21 protein-coding genes are annotated in these 21,616 nt (G+C 62.2%); 6 read left to right on the plus strand and 15 right to left on the minus strand.

Annotation, left to right across the window (positions count from 1 at the left end; translation table 11 throughout):
* Positions 1 to 47 precede the first annotated feature (47 nt).
* Positions 48 to 1,427: an MFS transporter gene (locus GCT13_RS27510; RefSeq protein ID WP_152763400.1), complete on the minus strand. Its 1,380-nt coding sequence runs from the start codon at positions 1,425 to 1,427 to the stop codon at positions 48 to 50.
* A 309-nt stretch (positions 1,428 to 1,736) separates the two neighbouring features.
* Between GCT13_RS27510 and GCT13_RS27515 the strand changes: the two genes are divergently transcribed.
* Entirely contained in the window at positions 1,737 to 2,252 is a 516-nt protein-coding gene (locus tag GCT13_RS27515) for a GNAT family N-acetyltransferase (protein ID WP_152763402.1), read from the plus strand.
* Positions 2,253 to 2,270: 18 nt separating this feature from the next.
* Here GCT13_RS27515 and GCT13_RS27520 read toward each other — a convergent pair whose 3' ends face one another.
* Both GCT13_RS27520 and GCT13_RS27525 read right to left on the minus strand, forming a co-directional pair.
* The gene (locus GCT13_RS27520; protein WP_152763404.1) at positions 2,271 to 3,122 is read right to left on the minus strand and encodes an alpha/beta fold hydrolase; all 852 of its coding nucleotides are present in this window, start codon (positions 3,120 to 3,122) and stop codon (positions 2,271 to 2,273) included.
* Positions 3,123 to 3,240: 118 nt separating this feature from the next.
* Positions 3,241 to 3,657, minus strand: a complete 417-nt coding sequence (locus GCT13_RS27525) for a cupin domain-containing protein (protein WP_152763406.1) — start codon at positions 3,655 to 3,657, stop codon at positions 3,241 to 3,243.
* A gap of 239 nt (positions 3,658 to 3,896) precedes the next feature.
* Here GCT13_RS27525 and GCT13_RS27530 point away from each other — a divergent pair, with 239 nt between their 5' ends.
* Together GCT13_RS27530 and GCT13_RS27535 are read left to right on the plus strand one after the other, a co-directional pair.
* A complete protein-coding gene (locus GCT13_RS27530) occupies positions 3,897 to 4,493 on the plus strand; it encodes a molybdopterin-dependent oxidoreductase (RefSeq protein WP_152763408.1) in 597 nt (198 codons plus the stop codon).
* 72 nt (positions 4,494 to 4,565) lie between these two features.
* Positions 4,566 to 5,546, plus strand: a complete 981-nt coding sequence (locus tag GCT13_RS27535) for a bifunctional helix-turn-helix transcriptional regulator/GNAT family N-acetyltransferase (RefSeq protein ID WP_321574658.1) — start codon at positions 4,566 to 4,568, stop codon at positions 5,544 to 5,546.
* Positions 5,547 to 5,553: 7 nt separating this feature from the next.
* Here GCT13_RS27535 and GCT13_RS27540 read toward each other — a convergent pair whose 3' ends face one another.
* The 8 genes from GCT13_RS27540 to GCT13_RS27575 all read right to left on the minus strand — a co-directional run bounded on the left by GCT13_RS27540 (position 5,554) and on the right by GCT13_RS27575 (position 12,206).
* A complete protein-coding gene (locus tag GCT13_RS27540) occupies positions 5,554 to 6,174 on the minus strand; it encodes an HAD family hydrolase (RefSeq protein WP_152763410.1) in 621 nt (206 codons plus the stop codon).
* A 35-nt stretch (positions 6,175 to 6,209) separates the two neighbouring features.
* Positions 6,210 to 7,016: a 4-hydroxy-2-oxoheptanedioate aldolase gene (gene hpaI / locus GCT13_RS27545; RefSeq protein ID WP_152763412.1), complete on the minus strand. Its 807-nt coding sequence runs from the start codon at positions 7,014 to 7,016 to the stop codon at positions 6,210 to 6,212.
* Positions 7,017 to 7,025: 9 nt separating this feature from the next.
* On the minus strand, positions 7,026 to 7,829 hold the full coding sequence (gene hpaH / locus GCT13_RS27550) for a 2-oxo-hept-4-ene-1,7-dioate hydratase (RefSeq protein WP_152763414.1): 804 nt from the start codon (positions 7,827 to 7,829) through the stop codon (positions 7,026 to 7,028).
* Positions 7,830 to 7,862: 33 nt separating this feature from the next.
* Positions 7,863 to 8,261 carry a 5-carboxymethyl-2-hydroxymuconate Delta-isomerase gene (locus tag GCT13_RS27555; RefSeq protein ID WP_321574659.1) on the minus strand — a complete coding sequence of 133 codons (399 nt, stop codon included), beginning with the start codon at positions 8,259 to 8,261 and terminating at the stop codon, positions 7,863 to 7,865.
* Positions 8,262 to 8,263: 2 nt separating this feature from the next.
* The gene (hpaD, locus tag GCT13_RS27560; RefSeq protein WP_152763418.1) at positions 8,264 to 9,145 is read right to left on the minus strand and encodes a 3,4-dihydroxyphenylacetate 2,3-dioxygenase; all 882 of its coding nucleotides are present in this window, start codon (positions 9,143 to 9,145) and stop codon (positions 8,264 to 8,266) included.
* A 66-nt stretch (positions 9,146 to 9,211) separates the two neighbouring features.
* Positions 9,212 to 10,669 carry a 5-carboxymethyl-2-hydroxymuconate semialdehyde dehydrogenase gene (gene hpaE, locus GCT13_RS27565; protein ID WP_152763420.1) on the minus strand — a complete coding sequence of 486 codons (1,458 nt, stop codon included), beginning with the start codon at positions 10,667 to 10,669 and terminating at the stop codon, positions 9,212 to 9,214.
* A gap of 17 nt (positions 10,670 to 10,686) precedes the next feature.
* On the minus strand, positions 10,687 to 11,445 hold the full coding sequence (locus GCT13_RS27570) for a fumarylacetoacetate hydrolase family protein (RefSeq protein ID WP_152763422.1): 759 nt from the start codon (positions 11,443 to 11,445) through the stop codon (positions 10,687 to 10,689).
* The gene (locus tag GCT13_RS27575; RefSeq protein WP_152763424.1) at positions 11,442 to 12,206 is read right to left on the minus strand and encodes a fumarylacetoacetate hydrolase family protein; all 765 of its coding nucleotides are present in this window, start codon (positions 12,204 to 12,206) and stop codon (positions 11,442 to 11,444) included. The genes GCT13_RS27570 and GCT13_RS27575 overlap by 4 nt, the downstream gene beginning before the upstream one ends.
* 345 nt (positions 12,207 to 12,551) lie before the next feature.
* Here GCT13_RS27575 and GCT13_RS27580 point away from each other — a divergent pair, with 345 nt between their 5' ends.
* On the plus strand, positions 12,552 to 12,968 hold the full coding sequence (locus tag GCT13_RS27580; protein ID WP_152763426.1) for a heme-binding protein: 417 nt from the start codon (positions 12,552 to 12,554) through the stop codon (positions 12,966 to 12,968).
* A 47-nt stretch (positions 12,969 to 13,015) separates the two neighbouring features.
* Positions 13,016 to 15,193 carry a malate synthase G gene (locus GCT13_RS27585; protein ID WP_152763428.1) on the plus strand — a complete coding sequence of 726 codons (2,178 nt, stop codon included), beginning with the start codon at positions 13,016 to 13,018 and terminating at the stop codon, positions 15,191 to 15,193.
* 92 nt (positions 15,194 to 15,285) lie between these two features.
* Here GCT13_RS27585 and GCT13_RS27590 read toward each other — a convergent pair whose 3' ends face one another.
* From GCT13_RS27590 to GCT13_RS27600, 3 genes are all read right to left on the minus strand, one after another.
* Positions 15,286 to 16,731, minus strand: a complete 1,446-nt coding sequence (locus GCT13_RS27590; protein WP_152763430.1) for an MFS transporter — start codon at positions 16,729 to 16,731, stop codon at positions 15,286 to 15,288.
* A 120-nt stretch (positions 16,732 to 16,851) separates the two neighbouring features.
* Positions 16,852 to 18,003 carry a CaiB/BaiF CoA transferase family protein gene (locus GCT13_RS27595; RefSeq protein WP_152763432.1) on the minus strand — a complete coding sequence of 384 codons (1,152 nt, stop codon included), beginning with the start codon at positions 18,001 to 18,003 and terminating at the stop codon, positions 16,852 to 16,854.
* Positions 18,004 to 18,011: 8 nt separating this feature from the next.
* Entirely contained in the window at positions 18,012 to 18,971 is a 960-nt protein-coding gene (locus tag GCT13_RS27600; protein ID WP_152763434.1) for a hydroxymethylglutaryl-CoA lyase, read from the minus strand.
* Between the two features lie 192 nt (positions 18,972 to 19,163).
* Between GCT13_RS27600 and GCT13_RS27605 the strand changes: the two genes are divergently transcribed.
* Entirely contained in the window at positions 19,164 to 20,081 is a 918-nt protein-coding gene (locus GCT13_RS27605; RefSeq protein WP_152763435.1) for a LysR family transcriptional regulator, read from the plus strand.
* 17 nt (positions 20,082 to 20,098) lie between these two features.
* Here GCT13_RS27605 and mdtD read toward each other — a convergent pair whose 3' ends face one another.
* Entirely contained in the window at positions 20,099 to 21,532 is a 1,434-nt protein-coding gene (mdtD, locus tag GCT13_RS27610) for a multidrug transporter subunit MdtD (RefSeq protein ID WP_321574660.1), read from the minus strand.
* Positions 21,533 to 21,616: the final 84 nt, after the last annotated feature.

A 21,616-nucleotide genomic window follows, 5' to 3' on the forward strand; every position in this document is an offset into this window, starting at 1 on the left:
GCGAAATGCCCGCAATCGGTCGAACTGAAATGCGGGCATTCAGAAGATCACTTCAACTGCACTCGCTTGATTTCACCCACGATCAGCAGATAACTCACGATTGCCACCAGCGCATTGCAAGCGACGAATACGAGTGCGCCACTAAACGATCCCGTCAGCTTGACGATGTAGCCGATGACGATCGGCGTGGTGATCGCGGCAATGTTGCCGAACGTATTGAACATGCCGCCGCTCAGACCGGCGATCTGCTTCGGCGATGTATCCGCGACGACGGCCCAGCCGAGCGCGCCCAGCCCCTTGCCGAAGAAAGCGAACGCCATGATCGCCACGACGACAGCGGACGAGTCGACGTAGTTGCACGCGATCATGCTTGTCGACAGCAACATGCCCACTACGATCGGCACCTTGCGCGCGACGGTCAGCGAGTATCCCTTGCGAATCAGGAAATCGGAGAAGATCCCGCCGAGCACGCCGCCGATGAATCCGCACACAGCAGGCAAGGCGGCGACGAAACCCGCATTGAGAATCGACATGCCGCGTTCCTTGACGAGATACACGGGGAACCAGGTCAGGAAGAAATACGTGAGCGTCGTAATGCAGTACTGGCCGATATAAACGCCCAGCAGCATCCGGTTGCGCAGCAACTGCTTGACGTACGCCCACTTCGGCGCTTCGTCGGTGGATTGCGCAGCGACGTTCGATTCGCGCGTCGCCGCTTCATCCGCGACGTTGCGCTTCTTAGGCCCATCCATGTCGACGAGCGCGCCGCCCTCCTTGATGTGGTCGAGTTCGGCGCGACTGATACGCGGATGATCTTTGGGGCCGTAGACCGTCTTCATCCACGCGACGCTCACGACAATGCCCACTGCGCCCATGAAATAGAAGACATACGGCCAGCCGAAGCGATGCGTGACCCAGCCCATGATCGGCGCGAACATCACCGTCGCAAAGTACTGCGCGGAATTGAAGATCGCAGAAGCCGTGCCGCGCTCGGCGGCGGGAAACCACGCAGCCACGATGCGGCCATTGGCAGGAAACGACGGCGCTTCGCTCAAGCCGACGAGAAAGCGCAGCGCAAACAGCGTGCTGACCGCAAGCGAAACGCTCAGGTAAGTGACCGTGCCCTGCAATACGGTGAACACCGACCAGATGAAAATGCTCGCTGCGTAAACGCGTTTCGATCCGAAGCGGTCGAGCAGCCAGCCGCCCGGCAATTGACCGATCACATACGACCAGCCGAATGCAGAAAAGATGAAGCCCATGGCAACTGCGTCGAGACCGAGATCTTTCGACATCGCGGTGCCCGCCATCGAAAGCGTCGCACGGTCCGCATAGTTGACGGCCGTGACAAGGAACAGCATTGCGACGATCCCGTAGCGAATTCGCGTCTTCTGTGCCACAGACACGCCCTGCACAACGTTGGCCATGAATCGTCTCCTCCTGACGCACCGGCGCGCTGCCGGCAAGATTCGCAACCGCAGCATGAAAGGATATGCTTATAGGTTGTCTGATGACAGAATGAAGCGGTGCACCGATTTTTGCAATAACGCGTTTACCCTAGCATATTTCTCTACAGCGCTTCGTATCGGCATGTCATACGCGCTTAGCATGTCTGGCAATGCGTGATCAAGAGATTTGAGAAGTGATCGCAGGCGCATGTTATACGATGACATATGTCGACGAATTTCGAAGCGCACTTGCGCCTGATCCGCGTGCCCGTGCCTTAAAATCGCGCGATGAACCGAGTTCGCCCTCACATTCGCCCCTTGTGTCCGAGCGATGCAATCGCCTACGCGTCGCTGCGCCTGTGCGCTATCGACGAAGCGCCTCATGCGTTCACGTCCACGCGCGAAGATGAGGGAAAACGCTCGCTCGATGAAATCGAGGCGCGTATCTGTTCGACGGCGAACCAGATCGTGTTCGGCGCCTTCGACGGCGACACGCTGATCGCCGTGGCGGGGCTCAGGCGTTACCCGTTGCGTCCCGTGCAGCAAAAGGGTTTTCTGTGGGGTTTGTTCGTCGCGCAGGCGCATCGCAGGAACGGCGTCGCGCGGCAACTGATTGCCGCCGCCATCGATCACGCGCGCGCAATGGGCCTGACCCATATCGCGCTGAATACGGACGCCGAAAACGCCGGCGCGATCGCGCTCTACAGATCGACGGGATTTGAAGCCGTCGAGAACGAACGGTGCGTCGACGGAATCGACGACGATACGGATCGCGAAGTCGAGATGATGCTGCGCGTCAAATGAGCGAGCGTCGTGAGGCCATCAACACTCGATGAATGAACTGAGCATCCGGTTGAAAGCAGCCGGACTCGCGACGTTCATGCCGTGCGATGCGCCTGCAATCGTTCCCCGGTCCGCGAGATAGATCCACTCTTGAAGACTGTCGACGTTATTGCGAAACATGCGCGGACTCTTTTGCCCATCGACGAGCAGTGTTCGGCACTTTACCTCCGCCGCCGCGTCGCGCGAATAGGCTGGCAGCGGATCGCAAAACTGCTTGGGCAGCGTGCTCGCGTTGTCGAGCGCCATCGTGCGAAAGGCGGTTGTGCTCTTTCTCCACGCACCGGGCGAGCTGACGGAATCGACGAACAGTTCGAGTCCCGGCTCGACGATACCCTCTTCGATCATGCCCGCGACTTTTGCGCGCAAAGCGTTCGTGGCAGCGGGCAGCGATGCTTCGCGCACGCCGTCCTTTTGCAGCGGACCACCAGGATCGGCGAGTGTCAGCGTTTTGACAAGACGCGGATATTCGCGCGCCAGATGAAACGCAATGCAGCCACCTCGCGAATGTCCCACCACATGAACGGGCGCAAGATCGAGCGCATCGATGAACTCCGCCAGTTCGGTGACGTGAGCGTGCCAGCTGAAATCGTTCTGAATGCACGCGTCGGCAGCAGGCCAATAGTGGCTGAGGCTCGGAGCGATGCAGCGAAAACGCGCGGAGAGCGGCGCGATCTGCGCATCCCAGTAACGGTAGTCGCACAGCGATCCGTGGACGAATACCACAGGCTCACCCGCGCCGCGTTCGATGTACGGAATGCAGATGCCCGATGCGACATTCGCGAAGCTCAGTTGGGGATCGGCCAGCAACGCGTGGTCGGTTCGCATGTTCATGGCAGTCACAATCTCGGGTAGGTCGTCGTGTGACTACTATGCCGCAATCGCCAGCGTAAGAAAAACGCGTAATCCGCATCGAATCGTTCAGCTTTTCTGATACGTCTTGAACACGCTGCTATGGCGCGCTGGACGGATCGTAGGGCACCACCTGCTCGTGTTCCTCAGGATGATTGCGCGCGACTATTGCGCGAGCCGGCATCGTCGTACTGAGATTGAAAGGCTGATGCGGCACGCCGGGCGGAATGAAGAGAAAGTCCCCGGCTTCCGTTACGACTGACTGACGCAAGCCCGGCCCGTAGCGCGTTTCCACGCGCCCTTCCAGAACATAGATTCCCGTTTCGTAGCCGCTGTGAATGTGCGGTTCAGCGTGTCCGCCAGGCGGGACCACGATCAGGTGCATCGACAACGCCTGCGCGCCCGTCGTCGTCGCCGAAATGCCCACGAAATACGGCAGGCGCTGACTCGTTGCAATCTCCCTGTCGGGATGCACCACGACGAGCGGCGCCAATTCGCCTTGCGATTCGTCTTTCATGCGCGATCCTCCCCGGTTCCGTGGAATGGGCGCGGATTGAATGAAAAGCCGCATTCAACGCGATTCGATTCTACGCCGACGCGTTGCCGCGTCAGCATCGGTGAAAGGTTTGGCGACCGCAGGTTTAACGTTGCGCCTGTAAAAACCGCAGAGCATCATGAAACGCGCACGCGCCAGCGCAGACCTTCGCGTCGACCGGCAATCGCCTGGACACAGGCTCATCAGCGGAGCAAATGAACATGAACAAACGTCAGTTCCTGACCGGCGCCGCTGCATTCGGCGCAGCCGTGACGCCTGCGTTCGCCGCCACGAACACGAAGCATCCCGCTTGCGCGGCGGCGTCCGCGATCCTGACGATCTCGGGTGCGATCAAGCGCACGAATCGCGGCGCACTCGATCCGGCCTTCGATCAATTGATGGCGAAGCAACTCGTCAAATTTCCGGAGGCTTATACGTTCGATTATCCGTCCGTCGCCGCCCTGCCCGTTGTGACGATCAAGCCGACGATCGAATACGACGCGAAGCAGCACACGTTAAGCGGCCCACTGCTGACGAACGTACTCGAACAGGCCGGCGCACCCACTTTCGGCGACACCAGGATTTTATTGCGTGCCGTCGATGGCTATACGGTGCTGACGACGCTCGACAACATGCGCGCCTGGAAATTCATCGTCGCGACTCACATGGACGGCAAGCCGATGCCATTGGGCGGACTCGGTCCTTTATGGGCAATCTACGACGCCGACAACATTCCACAACTCGCGACGAAGCCGCTGAAAGACCGCTTCGTACTGTGTCCGTGGGGGCTCTATCACATACAGATAAGCGAGGCGTAGAGAAATCACACTCCTTGCGTAAGTTGCGCTTCGCAACTATAGTAGTTGCGAAGCGCAACTCTGGGAGCCGTGGTGGATATCATCGATAAACCTTCTCAATCGCGCGACAAGACCATCCTCGAATTGCGGGAGTTCTCGCGCAAGCTCGTTCGCGAACTCGGTTTCATGCGATCCACGCTCGCGGAAAGCGATCTTGCGCCGTCGGCCGTGCACGCGATCCTCGAAATCGGCGCCACGCCCGGCATGCAGGCGCGCGATCTCGCTCATCTTCTGCGCCTCGACAAGTCGAATGCCAGCAGACAGATCGGAAAGCTCGAATCGGCGGGGCTCGTCGAGCGCACGGCATCGAGCGAGGACGGGCGTTCGTCGGAGCTTTATCTGACGAGAGCAGGCCAGCAGCTGCGCAAGAAAATCGACAAGTTCGCAACCGATCAGGTATCGAGCGCATTGCGCAAGCTCGCGCCCTCCGATCAACAGGCGCTGGTGCGCGCGTTGTCGCTGTATGCGAGCGCGCTCGCGCAGGACAACGATGCCAGGGAGAATCAGACGCCATCGACGCCGAACGTGCAAATCGTCGAGGGCTACTACCCCGGCTGCATCGGCGACATCGCGAGTCTTCACGGGCGTTATTACTCACAGCACACAGGCTTCGGCGTGTTCTTCGAAAAGCGCGTCGCGACAGAGCTCGCAGCGTTCGCAGAGTCATTGCCCGATCCCGATAAGGGACTGTGGCTCGTCGTCGACAACGCGCGCACGCTTGCGTCGGTCGCCATCGACTCGGATGCATCGACGCGCATCGCGCACCTGCGCTGGTTCATCGTCGACGATTCGCTGCGCGGCTCAGGTCTGGGCCGGCAATTGATGAGACGCGCGATGGCCTTCGTCGACGAACGCTTCGACGAGACCTACCTTTGGACGTTCAAGGGCCTCGACGCCGCGCGTCATCTGTATGAGGCGTTCGGCTTCACGCTGGCCGAAGAGGCGGACGGTACGCAGTGGGGAAAGACGGTCATCGAACAGCGTTTCATCCGGCGCACGAAGTCGCCTCGATAGAAGCGCGCTAGAACAGATCGAATCGCGCAAGCTCTCGCGATAGCGCATCCGCATCGACGAACTGATATGCGTGCAAACCGGCGTCGATTGCGCCTGTGACGTTGGCTTCGGAGTCGTCGATGAAAAGCGTTTCGCTCGCATCAACACCCAGATGACTGACACAGCCGAGATACGCTTCGACGGCGGGCTTCGCCGCACCGAACGCAGCCGACGGATAGACATGCAAGCCGAAAAGTTGCGCAACAGGCGGGTTGAGATAGCCGATGTGATCGGTGACGAGACGGCAGTTGTTGGTCAGCACGGCGATCTTGCGACGCGTGGCGATCCGTGCAGCGACGGCGAGCGATTCGGCGTTAGGCGTGATCGACGCGTGGCGCGCAACGAGCCAGTCGTCGCGGCTGACGGGACAACCCAGCAGATTGCCGAGTTCGAGCAGATACTCGTCGTCGGTGATCTCCCCGGCATCGGCGCGCGCTTCGAGCCCTGAGCCCCAGATCGCGTGGCGCACGGCCTCGGGCGGCCTGCCCGTGATCAACGACATTCGATCGGTCCGCGCTGCACGGTCGTAATGGGACAACACGCCCTCCATGTCGAAGAGCACGAGTTTGATTTTGATCGATGACGTCATGGTGCCGCCTCCGCATCGAACGCATCCACGCGACGCTAGTACCCGCCCTTTACAGTCGTATCCGCGCGCCTCTCGTCTCCGATGTATGAGGCCGCAAGATCGGCGGCCGCGCGGCTGAGCAGACCCGTATCGGTACCAACGGCGACGAACGTCGCGCCCGCTTCCAGATATTCGGCGGCGAACGCGCGATCCGGCGCGAGCACGCCCGCCGCCTTGCCCGCCGCGTGCACCGTTCGAATGCCCTCGCGAATCGCCTCACGCACGACGGGTTCGCCAGGCTTGCCGAGAAAGCCCATCGACGCGCTCAGATCCGCAGGCCCGAAGAATACGCCGTCCACGCCATCGACGTTCGCAATCGCATCCAGATTCGACAGCCCTTGCAGTGTCTCGACCTGCACCAGCACGCACAACTCATCCGAAGCAGTGGCCAGATAATCGGGCACACGGTTCCAGCGCGACGCCCGCGCAAGCGCACTGCCGACACCGCGCACGCCTTGCGGCGGATAACGCGTCGCCGCGACAGCCGCTTTCGCCTGTTCCTCGGTATCGATCATCGGCAGCAACAAGGTCTGCGCACCGATGTCGAGCAACTGCTTGATCATCGCTGCATCGCTCTTGACCGGCCGCACGACAGGATGCGACCGATACGCCGACACTGCCTGCAATTGCGCGAGCGTGCTGCGCACATTGTTGGGTGCGTGTTCATTGTCGATGAGCAGCCAATCGAAACCCGCCGTCGCGAGGAGTTCGACGACGTACGCATCGGCAAGCGCCGCCCACAATCCGAATTGCGGCTTGCCTTGCGCCAATGCGCGCTTGAAGCGATTCTGAACGCGTTCCATCGCGAGCCCTCAGACAAAGTTGAGCGCAATACCGCCTAACGGGCCGTAATCGACATGGAACGTATCGCCGGCGCGCGCGGAAACCGGACTCGTGAATGAGCCGCTGAGTATCACGTCGTTTACATTCAGGCTCTCGTCATACGGCGAGATCTTGTTCGCGAGCCACGCAACGCCTGTCGCCGGGTGATTGAGCACAGCCGCTGCAAGACCGCTCTCTTCGACGGCACCGTTCTTGTAGAGCAATGCGCCGACCCAGCGCAGATCGACATCCATCGGGCGCACGGGACGGCCGCCCATCACGATGCCCGCATTCGCGGCAAAGTCCGAGATCGTATCGAAGACCTTGCGCGGCGCGCGTGTGTCGCGGTCGAACTGCTCGATGCGCGCATCGATGATCTCGACAGCGGGCGTCACGTATGCCGTCGCGTCGAGCACGTCGAACAGCGTCACGCCCGGGCCTTTGAGTGGCTTCGCGAGAATGAACGCCAGTTCAACTTCGACGCGTGGCGCAATGAAGCGATCCGCACGAATGTCCTGCCCGCTTTCGATAAACATGCTGTCGAGAAGCGGCGCATAGTCCGGCTCATCGATCTGCGAAGAGCGCTGCATCGCGCGCGACGTCAAGCCGATCTTGCGCCCTTTGATCACATGGCCTTCGGCCAGTTTCATCTTCACCCATTCGCGCTGGATCGCGTAGCCATCTTCGATCGTCATCTCCGGATAGGCAGCGGAAAAATGCCGCAATTGCGTGCGCGTTTTCTCGGCGTGGTCGAGCTTCGCCGCGAGTTCGCGAATGGTCGTCTGGTCTAGCATGATCAATTCCAGTCCCATGCAAGGCATTCGCGCTCAGCCCTTCAGGCGCGCATGCAGATTGTTGTGCTTCCACGTGCCCGCTTCGCTGAATTCGCTGATTTCGAGCGACAGCGCAACGCCCTTCTTTTCGAAGGCTTCGGCGAAGTGCTGCTTGATGACATCGAATAGCGCATCGCCTGTCGCTTTCTTTACGACCTCCGAGCGACCCGCGCCGATCTTCAGGTTCGCATGCAGAAAGGCGGCATCTTCTCTGCCATCCGCGATGCAATACTGTTCGCAACGCAGCGCACGCACGCGTATGCCGCCGAGCGGATAAACGCGCTGACCGTTCTCGCGTTGCGCGTCGAGGCTTTCCGCGAGCTTTCTGCACAACTCGCCGATGCTGTCGTCGTTCGCGAGATTGGCGCTGTATTCGAGCGTGAGATGTGGCACGTTCAAACTCCTTCGAGCAATTCGGCCGGCAACGGCGTCACGGGAAAAATCGCGTTGATCTGCCCGGTGCCCGAACTGCCGAAATAAGGCGTTACCACTTCGGCTTTGCCTTCGTAGCGGTCCCAACCGAGTGCGCCGAGCAGCATCGCCGTGTCGTGCATGCCGCCTTCGCCCCAGCATTTCTCGTTGTAGAGCGGCAGCATGCCGCAAAAGGTCTTCCAGTCGCCCTTCTCCCATAGCGACACAACGTGCCGGTCGGTCTGTTCGAGAAACGGGTCCCACACCTTGTGCATGAACTGCTCGGCCGTGCCGTTGTTAGCGAAGTGATGGCTGAGCGAACCGCTCGCGAGAATCGCAACAGTACCGTCGTAGCGTTCCTCGATGGCCTTGCGCACCGCGAGTCCGAAGCGCGCGCTCGTCGGCAGGTCGTGCCACATGCACCATCCCGCGATCGATATCGTCTTGAAGCGCTGATCCGAATTCATGTAACGCATCGGCACCAGCGTGCCGTATTCGAGGTCAAGCGACGTCTCGCTATGCGCGCGCGTTTTCACGCCCATTTCATTCGCGACTTCGGCAATCAGCTGACCGAGCCTCACATTGCCGGGATACGCATACGCCATGTTGTTGATGAAATGCGGCAGTTCATTGCTCGTGTAGATGCCTTCGAATTTCGGCGCACAATTGATGTGATACTCGCTATTGACGAGCCAGTGCACATCGAACACGACGATCGTATCGACACCCAGTTCGCGGCAACGCCGGCCGATCTCACGATGCCCGTCGATGGCCGCCTGTCGACAACCCTTGTGCGGTCCATCGAGCTCGGACAGATACAACGAAGGCACATGCGTGACTTTGGCAGCCAGTGCGAGCTTGCCCATCGCGGTCTCCTTTTACTTCAGTCTCATGCGAAGCTGCTACCTGCGGAAGATTAGCGTGCAAAAAAATCAAACGCCCCAGCGCGGAATAGGATGCGATCCAAGCGACACGCACACGTTCTTCGGTTCGAGAAACACTTCATAGCTCCACGTGCCGCCTTCACGCCCAACACCTGAAGCCTTCGTGCCGCCAAACGGCTGGCGAAGATCACGCACGTTCTGGCTGTTCACGAAGCACATGCCCGCTTCGATCGCTGCCGCCACGCGATGCGCGCGACCCGTGTTCTCGGTCCATACATAGCTCGACAGGCCGTACGAGATATCGTTGGCGAGGCGAATGGCGTGCGCTTCGTCGTCGAACGGAATCAGGCACGCGACCGGCCCGAAGATCTCTTCCTGCGCGATACGCATGCGGTTGTCGACGTCGACGAATACAGTAGGCGCGACGAAGTTGCCTTGCTTCAGCGCGTCGGGCAACGATGGCGCATCGAGTCCGCCGCACGCGAGCGTCGCGCCTTCCTTCGGCCCCAGCTCAATATAGCTGCGCACTTTCGCGAGATGGCCCTGGCTGATCATCGGACCGATGATCGTGCTCTCACTGAGCGGATCGCCAACCGCGAGACGTCTCGCGCGTTCGATAAAGCGCTCCGCGAATTTCGCGTAGATCGATTTCTGCACGAGAATCCGCGAGCCCGCCGTGCAGCGCTCGCCATTGTTCGAGAAGATCATGAACACGGCGGCATCGAGTGCGCGCTCGAAATCGGCATCGTCGAAGATCACGAACGGCGACTTGCCGCCCAGCTCCATCGAGAACTTCTTCAGACCCGCCGTCTGCACGATGCGATTGCCAGTTGCCGTCGAGCCGGTGAACGAAATGGCGTGCACATCGGGATGTGCGACGAGCGGTTCGCCCGCTTCCTTGCCATAGCCGTGCACGACGTTCAGCACACCCGCGGGAATCCCCGCTTCGAGCGCGAGATTGCCGAGCATCGAGGCCGTGAGCGGCGACAGCTCGCTCATCTTCAGCACAGCCGTATTGCCGAACGCGAGACACGGCGCGACCTTCCACGTGGCCGTCATGAACGGGACATTCCACGGAGAAATCAGCGCACACACGCCGACGGGATGAAACAGCGTGTAGTTCAGATGCGAATCGGTCGGATACGTATGGCCATCGACGCGCGTGCACATCTCCGCGAAATACGTGAAGTTGTCGGCGGCACGCGGCACCAGTTGCTTGCGCGTTTGCGAAATCGTTTGACCTGTGTCGCGCGTTTCCGAGTCCGAGATCTCGGGCACGTGCTTCGAGATCAGTTCGCCGAGCTTGCGCACGAGTTTCGCGCGCTCGGCTGCGGGCTTCGCGGCCCATGCGGGGAACGCGTCTTTCGCTGCGCGCACAGCCGCGTCGATCTCTTCGCCCGTGCCGCGCGCGACTTCGGCCAGTACTTCTTGCGTCGCCGGATTCACGGTCTCGAAGTAGTCACGCGCTTTCGTCGATTCGCCGTTGATCAGATGTTCGATTCGCATTGGCATGTCCTAAACAGTCAGTCGCGGTTGAAGTCCGCGTCGGAAGCAATCACGTTGACGAGACGGCCGAGGCCGTCGATCTCGCAGACGACTTCGTCGCCCGCATTCACATTGACGACGCCCTCGGGCGTGCCTGTCAGAATGACGTCGCCGGGCGCGAGCGTCATGAAGCTGCTCAGATATTCGACCAGCGCGGGAATGTCGGTGACGAGGTCGCGCGTATTGCCCTTTTGTTGCAGCGTGCCGTTCACATAGGTGCGCAACTCGAGCTGTGTGACATCGGCAATGTCGGCCGCATCGACGAACCATGGGCCGAGTACCGTTGAGCCGTCGCGATTCTTCACACGCAGATTGGGGCGGTAGTAGTTCTCCAGATAGTCGCGGATCGCATAGTCGTTCGCGATCATGTAGCCGGCGACGTACTGCATTGCTTCATCGCGTTTGACTTCTTTCGCGGGCCGACCGATCACCACGGCGAGTTCGCACTCGTAGTGCATGAACGTCACATCATTGGGACGGCGCGTCACGCCGCGATGACCGATCACGCTGCCCGGTCCCTTCAGAAACACGAGCGGCTCTTCCTGTTTCGAGAATTGCAACTCCTTCGCGTGCTCCGCGTAATTCAGACCGAGCGCGAAGATCGTGCCGGGCTCGACGGGCGCAAGCCATACGACTTCTTCTTCTCGACAGACGCGGCCATCGGCGAGCCGCACACCGCGCTCATGTGGATACGCCTCGTGAATGGCGCCTGCATACGCAACTCGGCCGCGCATCATCGTTCGTCTCCTTCTTTCGATGTCATCGAGAAGCGCAACGGCGTCCATGCGCCGATCGCAATGCGCACCTTGTCGCCCGCGTATGCGACAGGCGCGCCATGCGGGACACCCAGCGTCAGCACATCGCCGGGGGAAAGTGTCATGAAGTCGGTCACGTCGGCGATCAATCGCGCGACGTTGCGAATCGAAGTCGAAGTGCTCGCTTCGAAAGCGCGCTGTCCTTCGATGCCGATCGCGATACGCAGCGCATCCGGCGCGGCCACGTGCCGTCGCGCGATCACGGCGGGACCGGTCACGCAGAAACCATCGCACGCGCGAAACCGCACCGATGGCCGATAAACGCTTGCATGCGGCACGCAAAGGTCCGCAACGACGGTGTATCCCGCGACGAATTCCAGCGCCTGCTCGACGCTCACGCGACACGCCGTGCGCCCGATCACGATGCCGAGCGATCCGCCGACCTGCACGCCATGCTCATCGTCAGGCACGACGACTTGCGCGCCGTGCCCTGCGAGCGTGTTGCGCGGCTTCACGTACAGAACGGGCGCTTTCGGCGGCGCCTTGTACGGCGGAGCATGGACGGCGTCACCCAACGCATCGAGCGCGGCACGATCGTTCAGCAACGTGCCATAAACCGCGCCGCCCACGGGCGGACGACACGCCCTTCCATCCGCCAGCAGCGCGCTCACGGTGGGCGCATCGATATCACGTGCGAGCGGCTCGCCTTCGAGATGAATCCGGTGATCGTGGATTACGAACATAGCCTGGCTGCATCCGTCGATTCACTAACATCTTAGTAGTATTCGCGCAGCTCGACCGAGGGTCAAGCGCATCGGTGGCCGGCGCGGGTTTTCCCTGGCGCGGCGCTTGCGTGCCAATGCCGCGTAATGACAAGACCTACAAGGGGACAGAAAAAACTGGTAAGACCAGTGTTCCACCGGGTCGACAAGCAGCCAAGAACGCGGAACAATGGACCCCAAGTCATATATAAGACTGGACCTCGCACGCGCGTAAATCGTACGTGCGTGCGCCGCCTGTCATGTCGATCCGCGACTCGCGACCGGTCTGTAGATGGAAGTCACCTCAATCGTTTCAGGAAATGCAATATGCAGACAAAATCCCTTCTGACGGTCGCCGAATCGACGAAAATCATCGAAGCGGCGCGCGCCGAAGCCGAACGCAACCAGTGGGCCGTCGCCATTGCCGTCGTCGATGACGGCGGCCATCAACTCGCGCTGCTGCGCCTCGACAACTGCGCGCCCATCGGCGCCTACATCGCGACGGAGAAGGCCCGCACGGCCGCGCTGGGCCGCCGCGAATCGAAGCAGTATGAAGACATGATCAACGGCGGCCGCACCGCGTTCCTGAGCGCACCGCTCTCGGGTACGCTGGAAGGCGGCGTGCCCGTTGTGGTAAATGGTCAGGTGGTCGGCGCCGTCGGTGTTTCCGGCGTGAAGGCCGATCAGGATGCGCAAGTGGCAAAGGCCGGTGCCGCGGCCGTTGCCACCGGTGCGAATGGTTGAACGCCGCCCCGAAGCTAGTCGAAATCTCGCCCCTCTTGGAACAGCCCATGACTCAAATGACTCAACGCGGCGGATTGCAGGTCGCCGCGAACCTCGAACAGTTCATCGAAAAGGAAGCCCTGCCTGGAACCGGTGTCGATAGCGCCGCATTCTGGGCCGGTTTCGATGCCATCGTGCACGACCTCGCGCCGAAGAACCGCGCGCTGCTCGCCGAACGCGACCGCCTGCAGGTCGAACTCGACAAATGGCATCGCGCCAATCCGGGCCCGGTGCGCGACCTGCGCGCGTATCGCAGCTTCCTCGAAAGCATCGGCTATATCGTGCCGGCGCCTGCGAGCGTGAAGGCCAGCACGGAGAACATCGACCGCGAAATCGCCGAACAGGCGGGCCCGCAACTCGTCGTGCCGCTGTCGAACCAGCGTTACGCGCTGAACGCGGCGAACGCGCGCTGGGGCAGCCTTTACGACGCGCTCTACGGCACCGATGCCATCGACGAAACCGACGGCGCCGAGCGCGCCGCGAAGTACAACCCGGTGCGCGGCGCGCGCGTGATCGCGTATGCGCGCAAGTTCCTCGACGATGCCGCGCCGCTCGCGAACGGTTCGCACAAGGACGCAACCGGCTACCGCGTCGAGAACGGCAAGCTCAGCGTCGCGCTGAAGAGCGGCGCGACCGCGCTGCAAGACCCGGCGCAGTTCGTCGGCTATCAGGGCGATGCGAATGCGCCGTCGGCTGTGCTGCTCAAGCACAACGGCCTGCACTTCGAAATCCAGATCGACGCAAACGATTCGATCGGCAAGACCGATCCCGCGCACGTCAAGGACGTGCTGATGGAAGCGGCTGTCAGCACGATCATCGACTGCGAGGACTCGGTTGCCGCCGTCGACGCCGACGACAAGGTGCAGCTCTATCGCAACTGGCTCGGCCTGATGGTCGGCACGCTGACGGAAGAAGTCACGAAGAACGGCAAGACGTTCACGCGCCGCCTGAACGCGGACCGCGAGTACACGGGCGCAAACGGCCAGCACGTCAGCCTGCACGGACGCTCGCTGCTGTTCATCCGCAACGTCGGCCATCTGATGACGAACCCGGCCGTGCTCGATCGCGACGGCCGCGAAATTCCGGAAGGCATCCTCGACGCCGTCGTCACGACGCTGTGCGCGCTGCACGACCGCACGCACAAGCTCAATTCGCGCACGGGCTCCATCTACATCGTCAAGCCGAAGATGCACGGTCCCGCTGAAGTCGCGTTCGCGAGCGAGCTGTTCGCGCGCGTCGAAGATCTGCTCGGGCTGGCGCGCAACACGATCAAGATGGGCATCATGGATGAAGAGCGCCGCACGAGCGTGAACCTCTCCGCGTGTATCGGCGAGGCTTCGGCGCGCGTCGCGTTCATCAACACGGGCTTCCTCGATCGCACGGGCGACGAGATGCACAGCTCGATGGAAGCGGGCCCGATGATGCGCAAGGGCGATATGAAGTCGAGCAATTGGATCGCCGCGTACGAGCGCAGCAACGTGCTCGTCGGTCTCGCTGCGGGCCTGCGCGGCCGCGCGCAGATCGGCAAGGGCATGTGGGCGATGCCCGACCTGATGAAGGCGATGCTCGAACAGAAGATCGGTCATCCGAAGGCAGGCGCGAACACGGCATGGGTGCCCTCGCCCACGGCCGCGACGCTGCATGCGCTGCACTATCATCAGGTCGACGTGCAGGCCGTGCAGAAAGAACTGGAACGCACGGACTTCGCGAGCGCGCGCGACGAACTGCTCGACGGGCTGCTGACCATCCCCGTCGTCGAACGTGCGCAATGGAGCGACGACGAGATCCGCCAGGAAGTCGAGAACAACGCGCAGGGCATCCTCGGCTACGTGGTGCGGTGGATCGATCAGGGCGTCGGCTGCTCGAAGGTGCCCGACATCCACAACGTCGGCCTGATGGAAGACCGCGCGACGCTGCGCATTTCGAGCCAGCACATCGCGAACTGGCTGCGTCACGGCGTCGTCAAGCCGGAGTTCGTGAAGGAAACCTTGCAGCGCATGGCGAAGGTCGTCGATCAGCAAAACGCAAGCGACCCGAACTACAAGCCAATGGCACCGAACTTCGATGCTTCGATCGCGTTCAAGGCAGCGTGCGCGCTGGTGTTCGAAGGCTGCGCGCAGCCGAGCGGCTATACGGAACCGTTGCTGCACAAGTTCCGTTTGCAACTGAAGGCAGGCCACGCGTAATTTCCCGCGCTTAGCCGTTGCATGACGACAAAGCGCCGGCCGGGTCGCCAAAGACCCGGCCGGCGTTTCTGTTTTTGGCGATTAACGCGACCTCAACGGCAAAGCTCTTCGAGCCGGACGCCATTCGTTTTCGGCCCGAATCCGCCGATCGAAATCATCACGACGATCATGCATGCGGTGATGCCGACGAACACGCCCGCGACACCGAACTCGCGCAACAGGTGCGCGATGACGAAGCCCGACATCATTGCGCCGATGCGGCTCGCCGAATAGACGATCCCGTTTGCGCGGCAGCGGATGCGCGTCGGGAAAAGCTCGGCCTGATACGCGTGATAGCAAACGGAGATGGTCTGCCCCGCGAGACTGATGAGCACGCCGAGCACGATCAGCGGCACGACGGCTTTCATCTGCCCGAACAGGAGCCCGAACACGACCACTGCAAACGCCGAGCCCACGATCAGCCATTTGCGCTGGAGCCTGTCGGCGAACAGCATCGCGAGCAACGGTCCCGAAGGCAACGCAATGGCGATGATGAACGAGTAGAGCAGGCTCTTCGTCACCGTGATGCCCTGACCGATCAGCAACGTCGGCACCCAGTTCGCGAATCCGTAATAGCCGATCGCCTGGCAGAAGTTGAAGACGATCAACATGATGAGCCGCGAGCGATACGGCGGCTGCCACAATTCCGCGAGCGACGCGCGGCGATGCGCGGGCACTTCGACGGCAGGCAGCGGCGCCGGCAGTGCGCGGCCCGATTGACGCGCGGCCATCGCTTCCATCTTTCTGACCACGCGGTCGCCCTTTTCGACATGCCCATGACTCGCGAGCCAGCGCGGGCTCTCCGGCACGACGAGACGAATGAACCATACGATCACCGCGCCCGCCGAGCCGATCAGCACGACCCAGCGCCAGCCGTCGATGCCTGCGAACGTGGTCGGCACGAGCCAGTACGACAGAATCGCCGCGGCAGGCGCGGCCGCGAACATCACGGCCTGGTTGAACGCCATCGCGCGGCCACGCATGTGCTGCGGCACGAGCTCGGTGACGTAGCTGTCGATCGTCACGATTTCGATGCCGACGCCGATGCCCGTGATGAAGCGCCACAAGATCAGCCCTTCAGGCGTGTGCTGAAACGCGAGTATTGCGGAGCCGACCGAATACCACAGCAGCGAGACCGTGAACACCTTGCGGCGCCCGAAGCGGTCCGGCAGCCAGCCGAAGCAGAACGTGCCGACGAACAGGCCTGCGAACGTCGACGCAATGAAACCCGCGATGCCCTGAAGCCCGAAGAACGAATCCGTCGTCGTCTTGAGCAAACCGCTCTTCGCCATCCCCGGCGCGATGTAGCCGGTGAAGATCAGATCGTAGACTTCGAAGAATCCGCCGAGTGAAATCAGCAGGACGAGCATCCACAAGTAACGCGTGACGGGCAAGCGGTCCATTCGCGCCGACAATGCGGCCGCCGCGCGCAGATTGGTCTGCGCTTCGGAGGGCGCAAACGGGGGATTGTCCGCTGTCGCGGGTATCGTGCGCTGCATAGTTGTCTGTCTCCTGAAATGCGCCATCAGTTGTCGGATTGGTTTAAATGCCTGATGGTCGATGCTTCGTTGGTGTCAGTGGGTATCAGTTGGTCTCCGTTCGCACGGCCATCGACGCGATCACGCAGCGGCGCGCCCCGTCAGCCGCGAAAGAATCTCCTGCGTGTGCTCGCCGACTTTCGCCAGCGCCTGACGCACGCCCGGCCGCCGGCCGCCCATCGTCAACGGCAGCAGGACCACTTCTGTCGTGCCGCCGTCGTCGGTTTGCATCGGCACGAGTCCGCCGCTTTGCTTCAGATGCGGATCGTCGAACAGTTGATCGGGGCGCACGATGTGCGCGTACGGAATGCCCGCAGCTTCGAGCTTTGCCGCGAGTTCATCGGCGCGATGGTGCTTCAGGATGTCGCCAAGACGCGCGAGCAGTTCGGGACGCACGGCCACGCGCATCGCGTTGTCGGCGAATTGCGGCTCGCTCGCGAGATCCGGCCGGTCGATCACATCGCACAGCGTGAGGAACTGCCTGTCGCTGACGGCGCCGATGAACAGTTGCTCATCGTTCGCGAGCGTGAACACGTCGTACACGCTCCATGCGGAGACGCGCGACGGCATCGGCGGCGGCGCTTCATGCGTCATCGCATACTGCTGCATGTGCTGGCCGGCGAGGAACACGCAGTTCTCGAACAGCGCGCTTTGCACTTCCTGTCCACGCCCCGTGAAATCGCGTTCGCGCAGCGCGGCCAGCACGCCGATCGCGCCGAACATGCCGCCCATGATGTCGTTGACCGACGTGCCCGCGCGCAGCGGACGCCCCGCCGGCCCCGTCATATACGACAGGCCGCCCATCATCTGCACGACTTCATCGAGCGCGAGACGCTTTTCATAAGGGCCGGGCAAAAAGCCCTTGTGCGATACATAGATCAGGCGCGGAAACTTCTTTGACAACGTGTCGTAGTCGAGGCCCAGCTTCTGCATCAACCCCGGCCGGAAGTTTTCGAGCATCACATCGCACTGGCCGATCAGCTCTTCAGCGGCTGCGTGACCGTCGGGCGTGTTGATGTCGAGTACGACGCTCTTCTTGTTGCGGTTGAACGTGCGAAAGAAGCCGATGCCGAGGCCGGGCAGCTTGCGTGTCTTGTCGCCGCCTGGCGGTTCGATCTTGATGACTTCGGCGCCGAGATCCGCGAGGATCATCCCGCACGTCGGCCCCATGACCATGTGAGTGAATTCGATGACGCGCACGCCTTCGAGAGGCAGCCGGCTGGATGTGCTCATGTTGAACCTCAGGCGGTAACGATGGGATTCGCGGCGCGCGTCGCACCGCCGTTGAATGTCTTCGGCAGGCCCGCGAGCCATAGCGTGCCGTGCAGCGTTTCGGTCGACAGCCACTGCGCTACCTTCGCGCGCAGCGTCAGAAGCCGTTCGATATCGATGCCCGTTTCGATGCCCATGTCCGCGAGCATGAACGCGAGGTCTTCGCTCGATGCGTTGCCGCTCGCGCCCGGCGCATGCGGACAGCCGCCGATGCCGGCGAGCGTCGCATCGAAGCGCGCGACGCCCGTTTCGAGCGCGGCATACACGTTCGCGAGCGCGAGGCCGCGCGTGTCGTGGAAGTGGCCGCACCAGAAGCGTTCGCCCGCCACGCGCCGCGCTTTCTCGAACAGATCGCGCACGGCGGCGGGATTCGCATAGCCGACGGTATCCGCGATGCTCACGCGGTCCGCGCCTGCATCGAGCAGCGCCTGCATGCAGCGCAGCACGTCGGCCTGATCGACGGCGCCCTGAATCGTGCAGCCGAACGCAGTGCCGATGCCGCCTTCGATCAGCGTCTTCGAGCCCGCTGCGTCGCGCGCGGCACGGATGCGCGCGACTTCGGCGATCACCTCGTCGGGCGTCTTGCGCAGATTCGCAAGGCTATGCGCGCGACTCGCAGATAGCGGCACGAGCATCAGGTCCGCTTGCGTGTCGATCGCGCGCTCGGCGCCTTTCAGGTTCGGCACGAGCACCGAGACGAACAGACCGCGCAGCGTCTTCGCATACGCGACGAGTTCCGCCGTGTCCGCGAGTTGCGGCAACAGGCGCGCGGGCACGAACGAACCGACTTCGATTTCGCGCTGACCGGCCGCATACGCGTCGGCAATCCATTCGATCTTCTTTTCCGTGGGAAGAACGGTCTGAATGCTTTGCAGCCCGTCGCGCAAGCCGACTTCGCGGATCACGACGCGGGAGGGGAATGAGGGCATCGAGGGTGTCTCCAGTTTTGCATGCCGGTCTTTGCGCATGCCGGCGTTGTGCTAACTTTAGACATTCCATCCGATACATAAAGCGCTATTTTGGAAGCGCCAGATTTCCGAAATGGAAACGCAGCGCGACCCTCTGGCATAGACCGGAGCAATGCGCCCAAGCGCCCATTCGGCGCCGACAGGAGACAACCGTTGCGCGACATCGACCTGAAAACATTGCGGCTCGTGGTAGCCGTCTGCGAGCACAAGAACATGGCGCGCGCCGCGCACGACGAACATATCGAGCCGTCCGCCGTCAGCAAGCGGATCGCGCAACTCGAAAGCGATCTGGGCGTGCCGCTCTTCACGCGCTCGCGACGCGGCGTGCTGCCGACGCCCGCCGGCGTCGCGCTGCTCGAACACGCGCGCAACATGCTGTTCACGATGGACCGGATCGCGAGCGATATCGCCGCATTCGGCAGCGGCCTGCGCGGCAGTGTGAGCGTGTGCGCGTCGGCGTCGGCGATCGCGGAGAGCCTGCTCGACGATGTCGCGTCGTTCATGAGCATGCCCGCGCACGAGAACATCCGCGTGCATGTCGAAGAATGGCTGTCGCACGATCTCGTGCGGCGGCTGCGCGAAGGCGCGGCGTCCGTCGGCGTGTGCTGGGACAACGTGGATCTCGAAGGGCTAGCGCATCGGCCGTATCGTGAGGACCGGCTCGCGCTCGCCGTGCATCCGGACCATCCGCTCGCGAAACGCTCGACGCTTCGCTTCGCGGACACGCTCGGCTACGAGCACGTGGGCCTGCCGCCATCGACGGCCGTGCACATGATGATGCAACGCGCCGCCGCGCGAGCTGGCGGCACGGTGTCGTACAGGGCGGTCGTGTCGAACTTCGATGCGGCGTTTCGCGTGGTCGCCGCGAAACTCGGCATCAGCGTGATTCCGCAAGTAGTGGGCGACACGTATGCGCGCATTCTCGATGTGCGCGTGATTCCGTTGACGGACGAATGGGCGAAGCGGAAGTTCGTCGTGTGCTTTCGCGATTTCGAATCGCTACAGCCCGCGGCGCAGCGAATGGTCGATCATCTCGTCGAGCGGGCGCGGCATACGCCCGAGGCTCATTGACATCCAGCGCCGCATGATCAGCGCGCCGTGTGCGTGGGCGCCGCGATGGCAGGCTGCGCGGGCGGCACATCGAGTCGACGGAACACGAGCGCCGACAACAGCGTGATCAGGCCGACGCACACGAAGCTGAGCATGAAGCCCGTCGACGCCGAGCCCCATTGCGCGGAAAACAGGTTGACGAGCCCGCCGCCGATCGACACGCCCAAGCCGATCGCCAGCATCTGCACCATCGAGAAGAGGCTGTTGCCGCTGCCCGCATCCGCATGCGACAAACCTTTGAGCGTCACGCTATTCATCGCGGCGAACTGCATCGAGTTGGCCGCGCCGAACATGGCAAGCAGCACGATCTCCAGCAACGGCGCCGAGTGCTTCGACACGAGCGCGAACGCCACAATCGTCGAGCCGACGATCACCGTGTTCACGGCGAGAAACGCCGAATAGCCGTAACGCTTGATCAGCGGCGCGATCCATTGCTTCGAGACGGTGCCCGCAATAGCGGCGGGCAGCATCATCAGGCCCGAGCGCAACGGCGAGTAGCCGAGTTGCACCTGCATCAACAGCGGCAGCATGAACGGCACCGCGCTCGATCCTATCCGGCACAGCAGATTGCCGACGAGTCCGACGCTGAAGTTCGGCTCGCTGAACAACGCGAGCCTGAAGAGCGGCCGCTTGTACGAGCGGGCGTGCGGAATGTACGCCAGCGCCGCAACGACGCCGGCCGCCGCGAGACCTGCCGACCATTCGATGCGGTGCGTGCTCATCGGCGGATCGGTGGCGAGCGAAAGCAGGATCGTCGCAAGCGAGAGCAGTCCGCAGCCGATGAAATCGAATGGCGGCGGATGCGTCGCGTGATCGTGCGGCAGATAGCGTTGCACGGTGAAGAGCCCGATCACGCCGACGGGAACGTTGACGAGAAAAATCCAGTGCCACGAAATGGACTGCGTGAGCCAGCCGCCCAGCGTCGGCCCGACGATCGGCCCGACCTGTCCCGCGACCGATACGAACGCCAGCGCCGACACGTACTGCTCGCCGGGCACGCGTCGCAACACGGCAAGCCGTCCGATGGGCAGCAGCATCGAGCCGCCGATGCCTTGCAGCACGCGCGCGATGACGAGCTGATCGAGGGTATGCGCGCCCGCGCAGCACAGCGAGCCCAGCACGAAGACCAGAATCGCGGCGAAATAGACGCGGCGCGTGCCGAAGCGATCCGCGAACCAGCCGGATGCGGGCGTCAGTAGCGCCATCGTCAGCGTGTAGGCGACGACGACGGGCTGCATCGCCAGCGGCGATGTGTGCAGGCTTTGCGCCATGGAAGGCAGCGCGGTGTTGACGATCGTCGTGTCCAGCGCCTGCATGAAGAATGCAGCGGCGACGATCCAGAGTAGCGCGGTGTGTGAGGAATCCCGGGGCATGATGAAGTTCGGAGAGGCGCGACCCGGCCGCTCGGGCACCTGCGTTCAGCACGTACGCATTTTCGGCGTCGCGGTGGTTGCACCTCGGAAACGGGCGTTTCGGGCGTTTCGCCGAATCGGGCC

Origin of the sequence: Paraburkholderia franconis (genome assembly GCF_009362735.1) — a bacterium.
Classification (GTDB): Bacteria; Pseudomonadota; Gammaproteobacteria; order Burkholderiales; family Burkholderiaceae; genus Paraburkholderia; species Paraburkholderia franconis.

Bases quoted from the DNA above. Each gene is read 5' to 3' on its own strand.
- GCT13_RS27570 (WP_152763422.1), bottom strand. From the start codon at position 11,445: ATGATGCGCGGCCGAGTTGCGTATGCAGGCGCCATTCACGAGGCGTAT.
- hpaE (WP_152763420.1), bottom strand. From the start codon at position 10,669: ATGCGAATCGAACATCTGATCAACGGCGAATCGACGAAAGCGCGTGAC.
- GCT13_RS27585 (WP_152763428.1), top strand. From the start codon at position 13,016: ATGACTCAAATGACTCAACGCGGCGGATTGCAGGTCGCCGCGAACCTC.
- GCT13_RS27595 (WP_152763432.1), bottom strand. From the start codon at position 18,003: ATGAGCACATCCAGCCGGCTGCCTCTCGAAGGCGTGCGCGTCATCGAA.
- GCT13_RS27525 (WP_152763406.1), bottom strand. From the start codon at position 3,657: ATGAAAGACGAATCGCAAGGCGAATTGGCGCCGCTCGTCGTGGTGCAT.
- GCT13_RS27580 (WP_152763426.1), top strand. From the start codon at position 12,552: ATGCAGACAAAATCCCTTCTGACGGTCGCCGAATCGACGAAAATCATC.
- GCT13_RS27515 (WP_152763402.1), top strand. From the start codon at position 1,737: ATGAACCGAGTTCGCCCTCACATTCGCCCCTTGTGTCCGAGCGATGCA.
- GCT13_RS27510 (WP_152763400.1), bottom strand. From the start codon at position 1,427: ATGGCCAACGTTGTGCAGGGCGTGTCTGTGGCACAGAAGACGCGAATT.
- GCT13_RS27600 (WP_152763434.1), bottom strand. From the start codon at position 18,971: ATGCCCTCATTCCCCTCCCGCGTCGTGATCCGCGAAGTCGGCTTGCGC.
- hpaH (WP_152763414.1), bottom strand. From the start codon at position 7,829: ATGCTAGACCAGACGACCATTCGCGAACTCGCGGCGAAGCTCGACCAC.
- GCT13_RS27540 (WP_152763410.1), bottom strand. From the start codon at position 6,174: ATGACGTCATCGATCAAAATCAAACTCGTGCTCTTCGACATGGAGGGC.
- hpaI (WP_152763412.1), bottom strand. From the start codon at position 7,016: ATGGAACGCGTTCAGAATCGCTTCAAGCGCGCATTGGCGCAAGGCAAG.
- GCT13_RS27520 (WP_152763404.1), bottom strand. From the start codon at position 3,122: ATGAACATGCGAACCGACCACGCGTTGCTGGCCGATCCCCAACTGAGC.
- hpaD (WP_152763418.1), bottom strand. From the start codon at position 9,145: ATGGGCAAGCTCGCACTGGCTGCCAAAGTCACGCATGTGCCTTCGTTG.
- GCT13_RS27590 (WP_152763430.1), bottom strand. From the start codon at position 16,731: ATGCAGCGCACGATACCCGCGACAGCGGACAATCCCCCGTTTGCGCCC.
- GCT13_RS27530 (WP_152763408.1), top strand. From the start codon at position 3,897: ATGAACAAACGTCAGTTCCTGACCGGCGCCGCTGCATTCGGCGCAGCC.
- GCT13_RS27575 (WP_152763424.1), bottom strand. From the start codon at position 12,206: ATGTTCGTAATCCACGATCACCGGATTCATCTCGAAGGCGAGCCGCTC.